The organism is Pseudarthrobacter kochi (assembly GCF_055412805.1).
Genome location: NZ_JBVAYV010000002.1, coordinates 153,864 through 168,859, shown reverse-complemented (window position 1 = coordinate 168,859; position 14,996 = coordinate 153,864). Strand labels below are relative to the sequence as shown.

Genomic DNA, 14,996 nt, shown 5'->3' with positions numbered 1-14,996 from the left:
CGCTACGCGGGGGACCCGGCCGCGACCCGGCCGCGCGCCGGCTCCGACGTCAGCCGGCCCTGCTGGAGCCGGAACCGCCGGTCGGTCTTATTGGCCAGCGGGCGGTCGTGGGTGACGACGAGGATGGTGGTGTTGTGGTCCCGGCTGAGCGAGCTGAGCAGTTCGATGATGTGCTCGCCGGTCTGTTCGTCGAGATTTCCCGTCGGCTCGTCGGCGAGGATCAGCTTGGGGGAATTGGCCAGCGCGCGGGCGATCGCCACCCGTTGCTGCTCGCCGCCGGAAAGCCGGTTGATCCGCCGCACATGCTTGTCCGGATCGAGCTGCACCTGCTCGAGCAACTCCCGGGCACGCTCCAGGCGGCCGGCTTTCCGGACCCCGGCAAACTCCATCGGCAGCATCACATTGTCCACTGCGGAGAGGTTCGGGATCAGGTTGAACTGCTGGAACACAAAGCCGATGTCCCGGCGCCGGTATTCGGTGAGCTTGCTGTCCGGCATGCCGGCCAGGCTCACCCCGTTGACGAGCACATCCCCGCTGGTTGGTTTGTCGAGGGCGCCGAGCAGGGACAGGAGGGTGCTTTTGCCGCTGCCGCTCTTGCCCACGATCGAGGCCAGGGTGCCCTGCTGGAGCTCGAAGCTGACGTCGTTGACCGGCTTGATCGTGCGGTCGCCGGATTTGAACGTTCGGACCAGGTTCTTGACTTCGATCATGGCTACTCTCCTCGGAGGACTTCGATGGGGCGGATGCGGGCGGTGAGCAGGGCCGGAACCAGCGCCCCGATGATGGCGACGCCGAACACGGCAGCGATGCCGGCGGCAATCACGCCGGGGGACGCGCTTGCGGTCACGGAGGTCAGCAGCTGGCTGGCCCCGCCGAGCGGGTTCCCGCCCGGGAAACCGGCACCCCCGGCCAGGCCCGCACCCGGGCCGCCGGGGACACCGCGCTGGCCGGCCACGGTGGCGGCGGTGGCGGTGTTGGAGCTGATCAGCGCGGAGGCTATACCGCCGCTGGCGAAGGACGCGACGGCGGCACCCACCACGCTGCCCATGGCCACAAGGACCAGCGCCTCCAGCACGAACTGCAGGCCGATGGTGCGGTTCGGGGCGCCGATCGCCTTCAGGACACCGATTTCCCGGCGGCGCTCGCGGACCAGCATGACCATGATCAGCAGGATGATCAGGCCCGCGGTGGCCAGGGCCGCCACGAAGGCAATGAAGGAGATGTTCTTGACGCTGCCGAGTGAGCTGACCGCGGTTTCAAGGTTGCGCTGGCCCTGGCTGACGTCGGCCTTGTCGGTGCCGAGCGCTGCCTGCAGCGCCGTCTTGGCGGCGTCGACGTTCTCCATGGAATTGACGGTGACGATCATGGTGGACAGTTCCCCAGGGAGTTCCGCAAGTGTCTGGGCCGTGGGGAGCGTGAGGTACAGGGCATTGTTGCCGAAGGCCGTGCCGGCGTCAAACAGTCCCGCCACGGTGAAGCTCTGGTCGTTGATGGTGAACGTGGAGCCGACGGTGAGGCCGTTCTTCTCGGCCAGAGTGGTGCCCAGCAGGGCACCGGTGGAGGCCGACGTGTAGTCGCCCAGCCCCGTGCCCGCGGTCAGCCCAAGCGCCTTGCCGGTGGTGTCCACCTCGGCACCGATCCCGGTGGCCGTGATGGGCACGGAGAACGCCGGTGCCGGCGCAGCGGTTCCGGAAGTGCCGGTGGCTCCCGTGCTGCCGGTCGCGGACTGGTTGCGGTTGCCGAGCGTGCCGGCGTCGACGGCGGCCGTGAGGCTCGTGGTCACAGTGGTGGCTGATTGGCCGCCGGGACCTCCTGGACCTCCCTGCGCGCCCGGTCCTCCCTGCGCGCCCGCTGCGGTCTGCGCTGCGGCCGCAGCGGCGTTGCGCAGCCGCAGTGCCTTGGTGCCGACGACGGTGCTCACATTGGGGACGGCGGCCGCCGTCGTGGCCTGGTCTGCGGTGAGCGGCTCGCCGCCGCCTTCAAAGCCCTGGCCGCCGGCGGGATTGACGGTGAGCACCGTGCCCACCGAGGCGTGCAGTTCCGCGACCTTCCCCGCGACAGCCTGGTTGGCCACCAGCATGGCCAGCGCGAGGCCGATGGCAACCGCCAGAACGGCCACCACGGCCGCTGTCCGGACCTTGTTTCTGAAGGCGTTGCCTATACTCCGGGCAAGGACGCTCACGTGACTCCTAGGGATCTCAGGCCGGCCGGAATGGCCGGCGGCTGACACCACACTGGTACGGGCTGCTGTGCGGACCGCTGTCCGGCCTTGCACGCCTCCTGGCGGGCAGCAAAAAGCCCCGGCCCGCCAGGAGGCGGAGCCGGGGCCCTTTGGTGTCTGGGACGAAGGAACTACTTGGTCAGCGGTCCGAGTACCGGATCGTTGACGTAGGCCGTCTTGACGTTTTCCTTGGTCACAATGACCGGCTCCAGCAGGTACGCCGGAACAACCTTGACGGTGTTGTTGTAGGACTTGTCATCGTTGATCTCAGGCTTCTTGTTGGCCTGGAGGTCCTTGACCATGGTGATGGCATGCTCCACGAGCTTGCTGGTGTCCTTGTTGATGGTGGAGTACTGCTCGCCGGCCATGATGGACTTGACGGACTCAACTTCGGAGTCCTGGCCGGTGATGACCGGAAGCGGCTTGCCGGCGGCCTTGACCGACGTCAGGACGGCGCGGGCCAGGGTGTCGTTCGGGGACAGCACACCATCGAGTGTTGCGCTGCCGTAGCTGCCGGTCAGCAGGGTGTCGGCACGACGCTGCGCGTTCTCTGCCTTCCAGCCCTGGGTCACGGCCTGTTCGAACGTCGTCTGGCCGGAGAGTACCTTGAGGGTGCCGTCGTCGATCTTCGGCTTCAGGATGCTCATGGCGCCGTCAAAGAAGACCTTCGCGTTGGCGTCATCGGGGGAACCGGCGAACAGTTCGATGTTGTACGGGCCGGACGGCTTCTTGGCCTTCATTCCGTCCAGCAGCGCCTGGCCCTGGAGTTCACCGACCTTGAAGTTGTCGTAAGCCACGTAGTAGTCCACGTTGGCGGTGTTCAGGAGCAGACGGTCATACGCGATGATCGTGGCGCCGGATTCCTTGGCCTGCTGCAGCTGGGTACCCAGCTGCGCACCGTCGATGGCGCCGACGATGATGACCTTGGCACCCTTGGTGATCATGGCGCTGATCTGGTTCTGCTGTTCCGACACGCCGCCGTTGGCGAACTGTACGTCCGGCTTGAAGCCGGCGGACTTGAGGCCGTCGTTGAAGAGTTTCTCCGCCAGGACCCAGTTTTCGCTGGTCTTCTGCGGGAGCGCGACGCCGATCATGGAGTCCTTCGGGAACGCTTCCCCGCCGGAGGAGGAACCGCCGGTGGTGCCGGTGTCGCTGCGGCCGCAGGCTGTCAGCGCCAGTGCCGCAATAGCAGCGATTGCTGCTGCCTTTCCTGCTTTACCAATCATTCGCATTGCTTGGTTCACTTTCTTTAGATGGAGCGGAAACTCGGAGAAATGAGGACAGGGAACGGATCAGGGAGCGAACTAGGCGCCCTTGGAGATGACCTCTTTGGTGGACGTGGTCTCGTCGGGCTTCAGCTCGCTGCTGCGGCCGAAGTTCTTGAACATCAGGCCAATAATCGATTTCTTGCCCTGAGTCTTGTTGTAGACGTCGAACGCGACGGCGATCAGGAGCACCAGGCCCTTGATGATCTGGGTGAGGTCGGCGCCGACGCCGAGGAGCTGCAGGCCGTTGTTCAGCACGGCCATCACCAGGCCGCCGACGATCGAGCCGATCACGGTGCCAACGCCGCCGGTGACGGCGGCGCCGCCGATGAACACGGCCGCGATGGCGTCCAGTTCCCAGCCGACGCCGTCGAACGGTCCTGACGCGGTGGAACGGCCGACGAAGATCATGCCGGCGAGGCCGGCCAGGACGGACATGTTCATCATGACCAGGAAGTTGACCTTCTTGGACTGGACGCCGGAGAGCTCTGCGGCGTGCCGGTTGCCGCCGACCGCGTAGATGTGGCGGCCGATGACGGTCTTGGAGGAGATGAAGCCGTAGATGAGCACGAGGGCTGCCAGGATCAGGCCCGGGATCGGGAAGGACGTCCCCGGCCGGCCGGTGGCGAACAGGTACGTCGCGTAGAGGATGGCGCCGCAGATCAGGACCAGCTTGGTGATGCTGACCCAGGCCTCAGGTACCTCTGCGCCCAGGGCCTTGGCGTTGCGGCGGGAACGGATCTCACTGAAGATCACGAACGCCGCGCCGAGCAGGCCCAGCAGCAGGGTGAGGTTGTTGTAGCCGGTGCTCGGGCCGATCTCAGGCAGGTAGCCGGAGCCGATCTTCTGGAAGTCGGCCGGTACCGGGATGGTGTTGGACTTGCCGACGTACTGGTTGGCGCCGCGGAAGATCAGCATGCCGGCCAGGGTGACAATGAACGCCGGGATGCCGACGTACGCCGTCCAGAACCCTTGCCAGGCGCCGATCAGGACGCCCAGCAGCAGCCCCAGCAGGACACCCAGGTACCAGGGGATGCCCCAGTCCCGGATGAAGAGGGCCACGCAGACGCCCACGAACGCCGCTACCGAGCCGACGGAGAGGTCGATGTGGCCGGCAATGATGACCAGGACCATGCCGATGGCGAGGATCAGGATGTAGGAGTTGCCGTTGAAGAGGTTGATGACGTTGCCCGGGGTGAGCGTGCGGCCATCGGTTGCAATCTGGAAGAAGATGATCAGTGCCACCAGGGCGAAGATCATGCCGAATTGGCGGGTATTGCCGCCAAAGAGCTTCTTGAGCGCGTTCATTGTTTCAGTCCTTGTTTCCGGAGTGTTCGGAGGGTTCGGAGTCTTCGGAGCAGCTGGCCCCAGCGGATCAGGCGGTCTTGCGTGCCGAGGTCATAAGCTTCATAAGGTTTTCCTGACTTGCTTCGTCCTTGTTGAGCACGCCGGTGATGGCGCCTTCGAAGATGGTGTAGATGCGGTCCGAGAGGCCCAGCAGCTCGGGCAGTTCCGAGGAGATGACGATGACGCCCTTCCCCTGGTTGGCCAGCTGCTGGATGATGCCGTAGATCTCGTACTTGGCGCCGACATCGATCCCGCGGGTGGGTTCGTCCAGGATCAGCAGCTCAGGGTCGGTGAACATCCACTTCGCCAGCACCACCTTCTGCTGGTTGCCGCCGGAAAGTTTGGCGACACCCTCCTCCACCGACGGGGCCTTGGTCCGCAGCGATTTGCGGTACTGCTCGGCGACGGTGAAGACCTTGTTGGCGTCGATCACGTTGTGTTTGCTGACCTTTTTGAGGTTGGCCGAGACCGTGGTGGCTTTGATGTCATCGAGCAGGTTCAGCCCCAGGGACTTGCGGTCCTCGGTGACGTAGCCCAGGCCCGCGTCGATGGCGTGCTTGACGCTCTTGAGCTCGATCTCCTTGCCGTTCATGTAAATCTGCCCGGAAAGGAACCGGCCGTAGGAGCGGCCGAAGACGGAGCGGGCAAGCTCGGTGCGTCCCGCGCCCATCAGCCCGGCGAAGCCGACGATCTCGCCGCGCCGGACGAAGAAGTTGGAGTTCTTGCAGACCAGGCGGTCCTGGACCTGCGGGTGCCCCACGTTCCAGTTCTTGACCTCGAAGAAGACCTCGCCGATCTTCGGCTCGTGGTCCGGGAAGCGGGATTCCAGGGTCCGGCCCACCATGCCCTTGATGATGCGGTCCTCGTCGACGCCGTCGGCCTTGACGTCCAGCGTCTCGATCGATTTGCCGTCGCGGATGATGGTGATGGAGTCCGCGATCTGCTCGATCTCGTTCAGCTTGTGGGAAATGATGATGGAGGTGATGCCGCGGCCCTTCAGGCCGAGCATCAGGTCCAGCAGGTGCTGGGAATCGGATTCGTTGAGGGCCGCCGTGGGCTCGTCGAGGATGAGCAGCTTCACCGACTTGTTCAGGGCCTTGGCGATTTCGACGAGCTGCTGCTTGCCAACGCCGATTTCCTTGATCGGGGTTTCCGGGTCCTCCCGGAGTCCGACCCGTGCCAGCAGTTCGGTGGAGCGGACCCGGGCCTCGGCCCAGTCGATCACCCCGCGCCTGGTGGGCTCGTTGCCCAGGAAGATGTTCTCCATGATGGACAGTTCGGGGATCAGCGCGAGTTCCTGGTGGATGATCACGATGCCGGCGTGCTCGCTGGCCCGGATGTCCTTGAATTGCTGGACTTCGCTTTGGTAGACGATGTCGCCGGTGTAGGTGCCGAAGGGGTAAACCCCGGAGAGCACCTTCATCAGGGTGGACTTGCCGGCGCCGTTCTCACCGCAGATCGCGTGGATCTCACCGGCCTTCACCCGCAGGTTCACCTCGGCCAATGCTTTAACGCCGGGGAATTCTTTGGTGATGGAGCGCATCTCGAGAATTATCGGATCGCTGTGCGTGTTGAGGGACGTCATCTGCCCTTACGCCTCCAATGCATGACTTCGTTGTCCGCCCCTGCAAACCGCAGGGCCGTCTGATGGAAAAGTAAACTGGATCACAGGCCTTGTCGTCAAGTCTTTAACGCAACGGGCCGATAACGAAAAACTCAGTCGCGCCTGATTCCGGCATGCTGGAAGACCAAAGCGGTGGCGCCGAGCGCCTCCGCGCGGTCCCCCAGGGAGGACATTGTGAGCGTTGTGGTCTCGCCGATCACGGGCACCGCGTGCCGGACGAGGCCCCGGCGGATCGGGTCCAGCAGCAGCTCCCCGAGATCCGCCAGCGGGCCTCCCACCACGATCACTTCGGGGTTGATCAGGTTCGCCACATTGCCGAGGGCGCGTCCGACGGCGAGTCCGGCGTCGTCCACCACGCGCAGGGTCGCGGAGTCCCGGGCGAGGGCCTTGCGGACGATGTCCTCCGGGGTCAGCGGCTTGTCCTCGCCGCGGCTCAGGAGCTCGATCATAGTGGTCGTCGAGGCGATGGTTTCCAGGCAGCCGCGGTTCCCGCAGCGGCAGACCAGCCCGTGCTCATGGATGGTCGCATGGCCGATTTCGCCGGTGATTCCCACGTTGCCGTAATAGGGCATGCCGTTCAGGATCAGGCCCGCGCCGATGCCGGAGCCGATCTTGAGGAACATCAGGTTGCTGATGCCGGTATGGGGCCCCCAGGTGACCTCGGACAGGGCGCCGAGGTTGGCGTCGTTGTCCACGAAAACCGGGAGATCCAGCGCTTCCTCGAGGCGTTGCAGGATGTTGATGCCTACCCATTCGGGCAGGATCGCTCCCTGCGCCACCGTCCCCGTGCGCCGGTCGATAGGGCCCGGGATGCCGACGCCGGCGCCGACCACCGCGCTGCGTTCCACGCCGCTGCCGGCCAGGAGCCGGTCCAGCAGTCCGACGGCGGCGCTGATCCCCTCCTCGGCGTGGTGGCCCAGGGGGAGCAGGACCGATTCCTCGGCGATGACGTGGTAGCTGAGGGAGGCCAGGACGACGCGCAGGTGCCGGCGGCCGAAGTCGATGCCGACGGCGACGGCCCCGTTGCTGTTGAGCCGGACGTTCAGGGCCCGCCGGCCGGAGCTGGTGATCGGTTCGGTGGAGGCCAGTCCGGCGTCCTGCATGATCTTGACGATGTTCGAGACCGTGGCCGTCGAGAGGCCGGTCTGCCGGGCGAGTTCCGCCTGCGTGGAAGGCCCGGCGAGAAGGCATTCAATGATCCGCTGCTGGTTCAGATGCCGGAGTGCGGATTGTGATCCGGGGTTCTTGGTTCGGCTCCTCGTTGAGCGCGTTGGTGAGGGCATGCAATGAAGAGTGCCCCATTCGCGTCTTGTAGTCAAGAAATTAACGCAACGTGGGTGGGGAAGTCCGCTGCCGGGCCCGGCGCGGGCCCGGCGCCGGCCCGGCCGCGGGGTCCGTGGGCGAGTCCTCGGGGGAGGGCGGGACATTCCGCCCTGCTGCGGCCACGGCCGGGCGGAAATGCACCGGGACGGCGTGGGTGCCGCGTGGCTAGGCTGGAGGGGCGGGAGTCCGCCGCCAAGGGCGGACCCTAAGGATGCTGAGGTGGTAATGGTGCTACTGGCCCTGATGCAGGCGAACGCCGTCGTGCTGGACATCGAAGCCAATTGCGGTGCGGTGGATGCCGCCGCTGCAACGGCTGCTGCAGCCGGTGCCCAGCTGCTCCTCACCCCGGAGCTCTTTCCGGTGGGGTATGCGCCCCTTCGGCTGCGGGCGGAGCTTGACCCGGCGGCGCTTGCCACGATCCGTCGGGCCCTGGCGGGTATTGCCCGCACGAACGGCATCGCCCTGGTCTACAGCCTCCCCGCCGTCACCGCAGCAGGGGAGTGGCAGATAACGGCCACCCTCGTCGACGAGCGCGGGGACGAGCTCCTCAGCTACGCCAAGGTTCACCTCTTCGGCCCGGAGGAACGCCAGGCGTTTGTCCCGGCCGTGGCCAGCCCCGGCGTGGTGGACTTCCACGGAGTCAGGACCTCCATGGTGATCTGCTACGACGTGGAGTTTCCCGAGTCAGTCCGCGCCGCCGCGCTGCGCGGCGCCGAACTGCTGCTCGTCCCGACTGCCCTCGGCGAGGGGTTTGAGGCCGTGCCGCAGGTGCTGGTCAGGGCGCGGGCGCTGGAGAACCACCTGACGGTGGCCTACGCCAACCACTCCGGGACCGAGGACGGCGGCGACTTCCTGGGCGGCAGCGTCGTTGCGGCCCCGGATGGCCGCCTCCTGGCCTCGGCTGGACCCGGGCCCGAGCTGTTGTTCGCCGAGCTGCCGGCGCCCGGGCCAGCCGGGCACGACGTGGCTTATCTGGAGGATCTCCGGCCGGAGATCTACCGCTCCTGGGGCAGCTGAACGGGCAACTGAACGGGCAGGAGGGTGCCGGAATCCGGGGACGCCGGAGCCGACGCCCGCATCCCGGGCAGCTCGTCCGTGTACTGCAAGGCAATCCAGAGCTCCGCCCGGGCCTGCGCCTGGTTGAGATCAAGCTCCAGCAGCTCCGCGAGGATGCCGATCTGCCGGCGGATGCTGTTGCGGTGCAGTCCCGTGGATTTGGCCGTCGCATCCCAGCTGCCGTTCTCGGCGAGCCAGGCGCGGAGGATGCCGAGCAGGGCGTCCCGCCGCTCCGGCTCCAGTGCCAGGACAGGGGCCAGCAGCCGGGCTGCCAGCATGGTGCCCGCGTCCTTGCCGAGCAGCCCGGCCACGGACCACGTCACCTCATCAACCCGGACGCTGCGCCCGGTGGCCACAACGCGGCCGCGAAGGGACCAAGCCCGCTGGTAGGCCTCCGCCAGGCCGGAGAGTTCGGTGGGGCTCCCGATGACGAGGCGCCAGCCGAGCCGTTCAACGCCGGCCAGCACGGCGTCGTCGACCTTCAGCCGGGTGATGGCGGCAAAACCGTCATCGGTGATCTCCACCAGCTTGGTATCAAACATCCGGCGCCATTCCAGCAGCTCCCGGACGGGACCGTCGCCGGTGCGGCCGGCGCGGCCCGGGGCTGCGGTGCCGGCAGGCGCAATGCTGCCGGCAGCGCCAGCTGGGGTCCCGGCAGCGTCGGGGCGGATGCCCAGGAGCACGCGCAGCTGCCCCGACCGGGTGGAGGAAACGCTCTGCGCCAGCAGGTCCTTGAGTCCGTTGAGATGACGGGTGCCCCCCGACACCAGGCTGTCCGGATGCAGCAACAGCGCGGTGGCGAGCTGGCTGGGCGCCAGTGAGCCGCTGGTCCGCTGCCGCACCAGCAGTTCCAGCAGTCCGACAGCGGTGGAGACGACACTGTTCTGTGCCGGGGTCAGCGGGGCATCGGTCCCAAGGATGAGGGCACCGAGGTTGGCGTCGCGGGTGCTGCGCAGGGGGTACCCGAAAACCAGTGCCGAACCTGCCGCGCCGAACGAGTCCATCTCCACGCGGGGGCCGCTGCCCGAGAGCAGCCTCGCCAGCAGGGGCTGCAGCGTTGCCAGGTCCACGCCCGGCATTGCGGGTTCCCCGGGGGCGCCGGCGGTTCCGCGGGCCCGCAGCCGTCCGTCGGCACCCACGAGCACCGCCCAGACCGGAACCCGCTGCGCGAGGGCGGCCAGGAGCTCGTGTTCGGGCCGCGCCGACAGCACGGCGCGCATCAGCTGCCTGCTCGTGTCCGCAAGCTGCCGGAACGTCGTGGCGTTGTCCGATTCCAGCAGCTGGGAGAACGCAAGGCCGACGGCGGCGAAGGGAACGGTTTTCGGGACGGCCACGAGCGTCAGGTTGTGCCGCCGGCAGGCCAGGACCACGGATTCCGGCACTGCGTCGAAGTAGGGTTCCAGCCCGAAGCCCAGTGCGGAGACACGCGCTGCGACGAGCCGCTGCACATAGGCATCCACGAACTCCTCGTGCCCGCCCGCGCCCAGGAACGGCAGGCCGGCCGTGAGCAGGAATTCGCCGTCGAGCAGGTACGGGGTGGGATCCTCCAGTTCGCTCGGCTCCACCCAACGCAGCCGTTCAGCCCCGTTGCCGCCGTCGTTCAGGACCGACAGTTCCGGCGGCAGCTGGCGCAGGAACTGCGCCAGGGTAACGAACCCCAGCCGTTCGGTGTCGTCAGCAGCCATGGCTGCCACGGGAGTCCAGAACCGGGGACCACAGTGCAATAAGTCTCATGGCTGAAGACTATAGGTCATTTTGCACAACCATGAGAGCTGGCTCACATGCCTAGGCTGGACGCGGGGAAAAGACCACTACTGAAGAACGGACGTCAACGATGACTGTGCCAACTCTTATTGGGGAACGGCCACCGGCCACCACGGACCGTCCCGGACTGACGGCGCAACTGCTTCGCCGCAAGCCGATCGGACAGCTCGTCAGCGAAGCCGAAACGGGCCACGGCGGCACGCGGCTGGTCCGCAGCTTCGGTGTGCTGCAGCTGACGATGATCAGTGTGGGCGCCACCCTCGGCACCGGCATCCTCGTGATCCTGGGCGAATCCGTGCCGCTGGCCGGACCGGCCATCTGGATCTCCTTCGCGATCGCCGGCCTCGCTGCGCTGCTCTCCGCTGTTTCCTACGCCGAAATGGCCGGGCTGGTGCCCGCAGCGGGATCGAGCTACTCCTACACGTACGCGACCATGGGCGAAGGCATGGCCTGGATCTGCGGCTGGTGCCTGGTGCTGGAATATGCCGTGTCGGTGGCCGCCGTCGCCGTCGGCGCCGGCCAGTACGTCAACGAAGCCCTCGCCGTCTTCGGCCTGGAACTCCCGGACGCCATTTCGCAGCCCCCCGGAGACGGCGGCGTGCTGAACGCGCCGGCAGTCGTGATCGTGGTCCTGGCCATGGCGCTGCTGGTCCGCGGCGCCAAGGAAAGCGCCGGGATCAACACCGCCATCGTGCTGGTCAAGGTCGGCATCCTGGTGTTCTTCTGCGCCGTGGCCTTCACCGCCTTCAACGCCGCACACTTCGAGCCGCTGATGCCGATGGGCGCTGCCGGCGTCTCGGCCGCAGCGTCCCGGGTGTTCTTCTCCTACATCGGATTCGACGCTGCCTCCACAGCAGGCGAGGAAGCCCGCAATCCGAAGCGCGACCTGCCCCGGGCCATCCTGCTCTCGATGCTGATCGTCACCACCATCTACGTGCTCGTCGCCGTCGCCGCGATCGGTGCGCGCCCGTGGGGCTGGTTCGACGGCACCGAAGCCGCCCTCGTGAAAATCCTGGAAGAGACGACCGGACAGCCCTGGATCGCCCTGGTGTTCGCCGTCGGCGCCGTGCTGGCCATCGCCAGCATCGTGCTGACGGTCCTCTACGGCCAGACCCGCATCCTGCTCTCCATGGCACGTGACGGAATGGTCCCCAGGATCTTCGGCCGCGTCTCGCCCCGCACCGGCACCCCGGTTGCCGGGACCCTGATTGTCGGCAGTGTGGTCGCACTCACCGCAGGCCTGGTCCCGCTCGGCGCGCTGGCCGACGCCACCAGCATCGGCACGCTGTTCGCCTTCGCCCTGGTCAACATCGCCGTCATCCACCTGCGGCGCAGCCGGCCGGAACTCAAGCGCAGCTTCCGCGTCCCGCTGTTTCCGCTGACGCCCATTCTCGGTGCCGCCATGTGCGGTTATCTCATGCTCAACCTTGGCGCCGACACGTGGGTGGTCTTCGGGCTGTGGATGCTGGTGGGCGGGGCCGTCTACTTCGGCTACGGCCGCAGGAACTCCCGGGTAGCGGCGCTCAGCCACGAGGAATACCGTGAACTATCCGCCGCAGCCCCCTCCGACACCACCCCGAGCCCCGAACCGATGAAGGCACACCACTCATGACAACCGCCACAGAACTCCCGGCCCCCGGACCGACGACGCCGGACTCCGGCGCCGGGGCGCCCATCACCATGCTGAATCCGGACTTCCCGTTCAGCTACGACCATTACCTGGCCCACCCCGACGGCCTCGGGGCGGTACCGCCCGAACTGTACGGGACGGAGGTCGCCGTCGTCGGTGCCGGGCTCTCCGGGCTGGTTGCGGCCTACGAGCTGATGAAACTGGGCCTGCGCCCGGTCATTTACGAGGCGGACCAGATCGGTGGCCGGCTGCGGACCGCAAGCTTCCCGTCCGCCGCCGGCGTGGTCGCCGACCTCGGCGGGATGCGCTTCCCGGTCTCGGGCAAGGCGTTCTACCACTACGTCGGGTTGCTCGGGCTGGAGACCGCGGAGTTCCCCAACCCGCTGGCGGCGGCGACCTCCAGCACGGTGATCGAGCTTGCCGGGCAGAAATACTACGCCCGCACCCCGGCGGACCTCCCGCCGTTCTTCCGGGAAGTCGCGGAGGCATGGAAGGCCGCCGTCAACGACGGGGCCAAGTTCACCGAGATGCAGGACGCCATCCGCGCCCGGGACACCGCCCGGATCAAGGAACTGTGGAACGGGCTCCTTCCCCTCCTGGATGAACAGACCTTCTACGGATTCATCGCCGGCAGCGACTCGTTCAGGCAGGCCGGCTTCGCCCACCGCGAGGCGTTCGGTCAGGTGGGCTTCGGTACGGGCGGCTGGGACACGGACTTCCCCAACTCCATCCTCGAGATCCTGCGTGTGGTCTACACCGACGCCGACGACGCGCATCGGCTCATTGAAGGCGGAGCGCAACGGCTCCCGGAAGCGCTCTGGCAGCACGCGCCGTCGGGCATGGTCCACTGGCCCGACGGAACGTCGCTGGCGTCGCTGCACGCCGGTGCGCCGCGGGGCGCCGTGGACAGGATCGCCCGGGACGGCAGCAGCGACTTCCGCATCCGGGAACGGTGGGGCCGCGAGGCGGCCTATCCCGCCGTCGTGACGACGTGCCAGTCGTGGCTCCTGTCGACGCGGATCCACACCGAAGAAACCTTGTTCCCGGCCGAACTGTGGACAGCGATCGAACGCTCGCACTACATGCAGTCGTCCAAGACCTTTGTGATGGTCGACCGGCCCTTCTGGAAAGACCTCGATCCCCGGACGGGCCGCGAGGTCATGTCCATGACGCTGACGGACCGGCTGAACCGGGCCACCTACCTCCTGGACAATGGTCCGGACAGGCCGGCGGTGATCCTGCTGTCCTACACATGGAATGACGACGCGCTGAAATGGCTGGCCCTGGACGCGGACCAGCGGGTGGAGCTTATGCTGCACTCGCTCGCGCAGATCTACCCGGACGTGGACATCGCCAGCCACATCGTCGGCCAGCCCATCACCGTCTCGTGGGAGGCGGACCCCAACTTCATGGGGGCCTTCAAGGCCAACCTGCCGGGGCACTACCGCTACCAGCAGCGGCTCTTCAGCCACTTCAAGCAGGACAAGCTCCCCGGCCGGCAGCGCGGCATCTTCCTGGCCGGCGACGACGTATCCTTCACCGCGGGATGGGCCGAAGGCGCGGTTACCACCGGGCTGAACGCGGTCTGGGGGGTCGTCAACCACCTTGGCGGGTCATCGGCCACCGGGAACCCGGGCCCGGGCGACGTGCTGGACGAGCTGGGCCCGATCTCCCTGGACTAGGCCCTCAGCCGTGCAGTTCGCGGTGGGCGCGGGCCAGGTCCTGGTAGTGCGCGGCGTTCTGCTGGACGCCGGCGAACTCCTCGTCGCTCAGTTCGCGGCGGACCTTGGCGGGAACCCCGGCCACCAGCGAGCGGGGCGGGATGACGGTGCCTTCCAGGACCACCGCGCCGGCGGCGATGAGCGAGCCGGCGCCGATCACGGCGCCGTTGAGGATGGTGGCGCTCATGCCGATCAGGCAGTCGTCCTCCACCGTGCAGCCGTGCACGACGGCGCTGTGGCCGACGCTGACCCGGGCGCCCACGGTGCAGGGGAAGCCCGGGTCCGCGTGCAGCACCACGTTGTCCTGCAGGTTGGTGCCGGCGCCGACGGTGATCGCGGCGGTGTCGGCCCGGACGGAGACGCCGTAGAAGGCACTGGAGTTCTCGGCGAGCGTTGCCTTGCCGATCACCGAGGCGCTCGGTGCGATGAAGGCGGATTCGTGGACAGCCGGGGTGTCGCCGGCGAAAGCGTAAATGGGAGCCATGCCTCCAGCCTAGGACACGTCTCCCGCCGCGTTGCGCTATCAGTTGTGGTCCTTATGGGGGCCGGATAACAGCCCCAACTGATAGCTCAACGGGAAAGAGGGGTCAGGCGGGGGAGCGGAGCACCGTGACGCCGGCGCGCTCTTCGGAAAGGACTTGTTTGGGGAGGTCGGGTTCGGGTTCGGGGACGTCGGGTTCGGGGAGGACGACGGCGATCGGCGCGCCGGGTGCCGCGACGCGCCCCAGCTCCCGGACGACGTCGTCCCATTCCTCCGGCGGCAGTCCCGCCAGTGCGTCCACCGCCCACACCGACGGGAACGCCGAGTCGGCAAAGGGCAGGGCCCCGGCCGCCGCAACCGAGGCTTCCAGGCCCCGGGCCCGTGCCGCGTGGATGTTCTCCTCGGACCGGTCCACGCCGGTGAAATGGATGCCGGACTGGACAAAACGCAGCCCGTCCGTGCCCCGGCCGCAGTCCAGGCCGAGCACACCCTTGCGGCCCTCAGCCTTGAGCAGGGCGACGAACTCGGTCAGCGGGTCTTCCGGGGAAAGTGCCATACCCCTAT

At 67.3% G+C, this 14,996-nt stretch carries 12 protein-coding genes; 3 read left to right on the top strand and 9 right to left on the bottom strand.

The features are described from left to right. Window positions 1-2 precede the first annotated feature (2 nt). The 6 genes from ACZY0Y_RS01950 to ACZY0Y_RS01925 all read right to left on the bottom strand — a co-directional run bounded on the left by ACZY0Y_RS01950 (window position 3) and on the right by ACZY0Y_RS01925 (window position 7,740). Window positions 3-710 (bottom strand): ABC transporter ATP-binding protein, encoded by a 708-nt coding sequence (locus ACZY0Y_RS01950; protein ID WP_463956588.1) that lies wholly within the window; start codon window positions 708-710, stop codon window positions 3-5. 2 nt (window positions 711-712) lie between these two features. After that, window positions 713-2,182, bottom strand: a complete 1,470-nt coding sequence (locus tag ACZY0Y_RS01945; protein ID WP_463956586.1) for an ABC transporter permease — start codon at window positions 2,180-2,182, stop codon at window positions 713-715. Between the two features lie 170 nt (window positions 2,183-2,352). Further along, a complete protein-coding gene (locus ACZY0Y_RS01940) occupies window positions 2,353-3,453 on the bottom strand; it encodes a substrate-binding domain-containing protein (protein WP_035738731.1) in 1,101 nt (366 codons plus the stop codon). 72 nt (window positions 3,454-3,525) lie between these two features. Beyond that, complete coding sequence (gene mmsB, locus ACZY0Y_RS01935; protein WP_463956584.1) at window positions 3,526-4,794, bottom strand: multiple monosaccharide ABC transporter permease; 1,269 nt, start codon at window positions 4,792-4,794, stop codon at window positions 3,526-3,528. A 67-nt stretch (window positions 4,795-4,861) separates the two neighbouring features. Then, window positions 4,862-6,418: a multiple monosaccharide ABC transporter ATP-binding protein gene (gene mmsA / locus ACZY0Y_RS01930; RefSeq protein WP_463882796.1), complete on the bottom strand. Its 1,557-nt coding sequence runs from the start codon at window positions 6,416-6,418 to the stop codon at window positions 4,862-4,864. Window positions 6,419-6,549: 131 nt separating this feature from the next. Then, window positions 6,550-7,740 carry an ROK family transcriptional regulator gene (locus tag ACZY0Y_RS01925; RefSeq protein WP_463956583.1) on the bottom strand — a complete coding sequence of 397 codons (1,191 nt, stop codon included), beginning with the start codon at window positions 7,738-7,740 and terminating at the stop codon, window positions 6,550-6,552. Between the two features lie 265 nt (window positions 7,741-8,005). Here ACZY0Y_RS01925 and ACZY0Y_RS01920 point away from each other — a divergent pair, with 265 nt between their 5' ends. Then, window positions 8,006-8,797 (top strand): nitrilase-related carbon-nitrogen hydrolase, encoded by a 792-nt coding sequence (locus ACZY0Y_RS01920; RefSeq protein WP_463882793.1) that lies wholly within the window; start codon window positions 8,006-8,008, stop codon window positions 8,795-8,797. Here the strand turns inward: ACZY0Y_RS01920 and ACZY0Y_RS01915 are convergent. Continuing rightward, a complete protein-coding gene (locus ACZY0Y_RS01915) occupies window positions 8,776-10,521 on the bottom strand; it encodes a PucR family transcriptional regulator (protein ID WP_463882790.1) in 1,746 nt (581 codons plus the stop codon). The two genes, ACZY0Y_RS01920 and ACZY0Y_RS01915, sit on opposite strands and share 22 nt — an antisense overlap. Window positions 10,522-10,670: 149 nt before the next feature. On the opposite strand from ACZY0Y_RS01915, the gene ACZY0Y_RS01910 reads away from it, so the two are divergent. Together ACZY0Y_RS01910 and ACZY0Y_RS01905 are read left to right on the top strand one after the other, a co-directional pair. Beyond that, on the top strand, window positions 10,671-12,212 hold the full coding sequence (locus tag ACZY0Y_RS01910; RefSeq protein ID WP_463956582.1) for an amino acid permease: 1,542 nt from the start codon (window positions 10,671-10,673) through the stop codon (window positions 12,210-12,212). Next, window positions 12,209-13,912 carry a flavin monoamine oxidase family protein gene (locus tag ACZY0Y_RS01905; RefSeq protein ID WP_463956581.1) on the top strand — a complete coding sequence of 568 codons (1,704 nt, stop codon included), beginning with the start codon at window positions 12,209-12,211 and terminating at the stop codon, window positions 13,910-13,912. The genes ACZY0Y_RS01910 and ACZY0Y_RS01905 overlap by 4 nt, the downstream gene beginning before the upstream one ends. Window positions 13,913-13,916: 4 nt before the next feature. Here ACZY0Y_RS01905 and ACZY0Y_RS01900 read toward each other — a convergent pair whose 3' ends face one another. Continuing rightward, window positions 13,917-14,435 (bottom strand): gamma carbonic anhydrase family protein, encoded by a 519-nt coding sequence (locus ACZY0Y_RS01900; protein ID WP_463882786.1) that lies wholly within the window; start codon window positions 14,433-14,435, stop codon window positions 13,917-13,919. Window positions 14,436-14,538: 103 nt separating this feature from the next. Further along, window positions 14,539-14,988, bottom strand: coding sequence for a class I SAM-dependent methyltransferase (locus tag ACZY0Y_RS01895; protein WP_463956580.1), 450 nt, complete (start codon window positions 14,986-14,988; stop codon window positions 14,539-14,541). Between the last annotated feature and the right edge of the window lie 8 nt (window positions 14,989-14,996).

Excerpts from the sequence above, each read along its gene's own strand:
- ACZY0Y_RS01950 (WP_463956588.1), bottom strand. The coding sequence starts at position 710 with ATGATCGAAGTCAAGAACCTGGTCCGAACGTTCAAATCCGGCGACCGC.
- ACZY0Y_RS01940 (WP_035738731.1), bottom strand. The coding sequence starts at position 3,453 with ATGCGAATGATTGGTAAAGCAGGAAAGGCAGCAGCAATCGCTGCTATT.
- mmsB (WP_463956584.1), bottom strand. The coding sequence starts at position 4,794 with ATGAACGCGCTCAAGAAGCTCTTTGGCGGCAATACCCGCCAATTCGGC.
- mmsA (WP_463882796.1), bottom strand. The coding sequence starts at position 6,418 with ATGACGTCCCTCAACACGCACAGCGATCCGATAATTCTCGAGATGCGC.
- ACZY0Y_RS01925 (WP_463956583.1), bottom strand. The coding sequence starts at position 7,740 with ATGCCCTCACCAACGCGCTCAACGAGGAGCCGAACCAAGAACCCCGGA.
- ACZY0Y_RS01920 (WP_463882793.1), top strand. The coding sequence starts at position 8,006 with ATGGTGCTACTGGCCCTGATGCAGGCGAACGCCGTCGTGCTGGACATC.
- ACZY0Y_RS01915 (WP_463882790.1), bottom strand. The coding sequence starts at position 10,521 with ATGGCTGCTGACGACACCGAACGGCTGGGGTTCGTTACCCTGGCGCAG.
- ACZY0Y_RS01910 (WP_463956582.1), top strand. The coding sequence starts at position 10,671 with ATGACTGTGCCAACTCTTATTGGGGAACGGCCACCGGCCACCACGGAC.
- ACZY0Y_RS01905 (WP_463956581.1), top strand. The coding sequence starts at position 12,209 with ATGACAACCGCCACAGAACTCCCGGCCCCCGGACCGACGACGCCGGAC.
- ACZY0Y_RS01900 (WP_463882786.1), bottom strand. The coding sequence starts at position 14,435 with ATGGCTCCCATTTACGCTTTCGCCGGCGACACCCCGGCTGTCCACGAA.
- ACZY0Y_RS01895 (WP_463956580.1), bottom strand. The coding sequence starts at position 14,988 with ATGGCACTTTCCCCGGAAGACCCGCTGACCGAGTTCGTCGCCCTGCTC.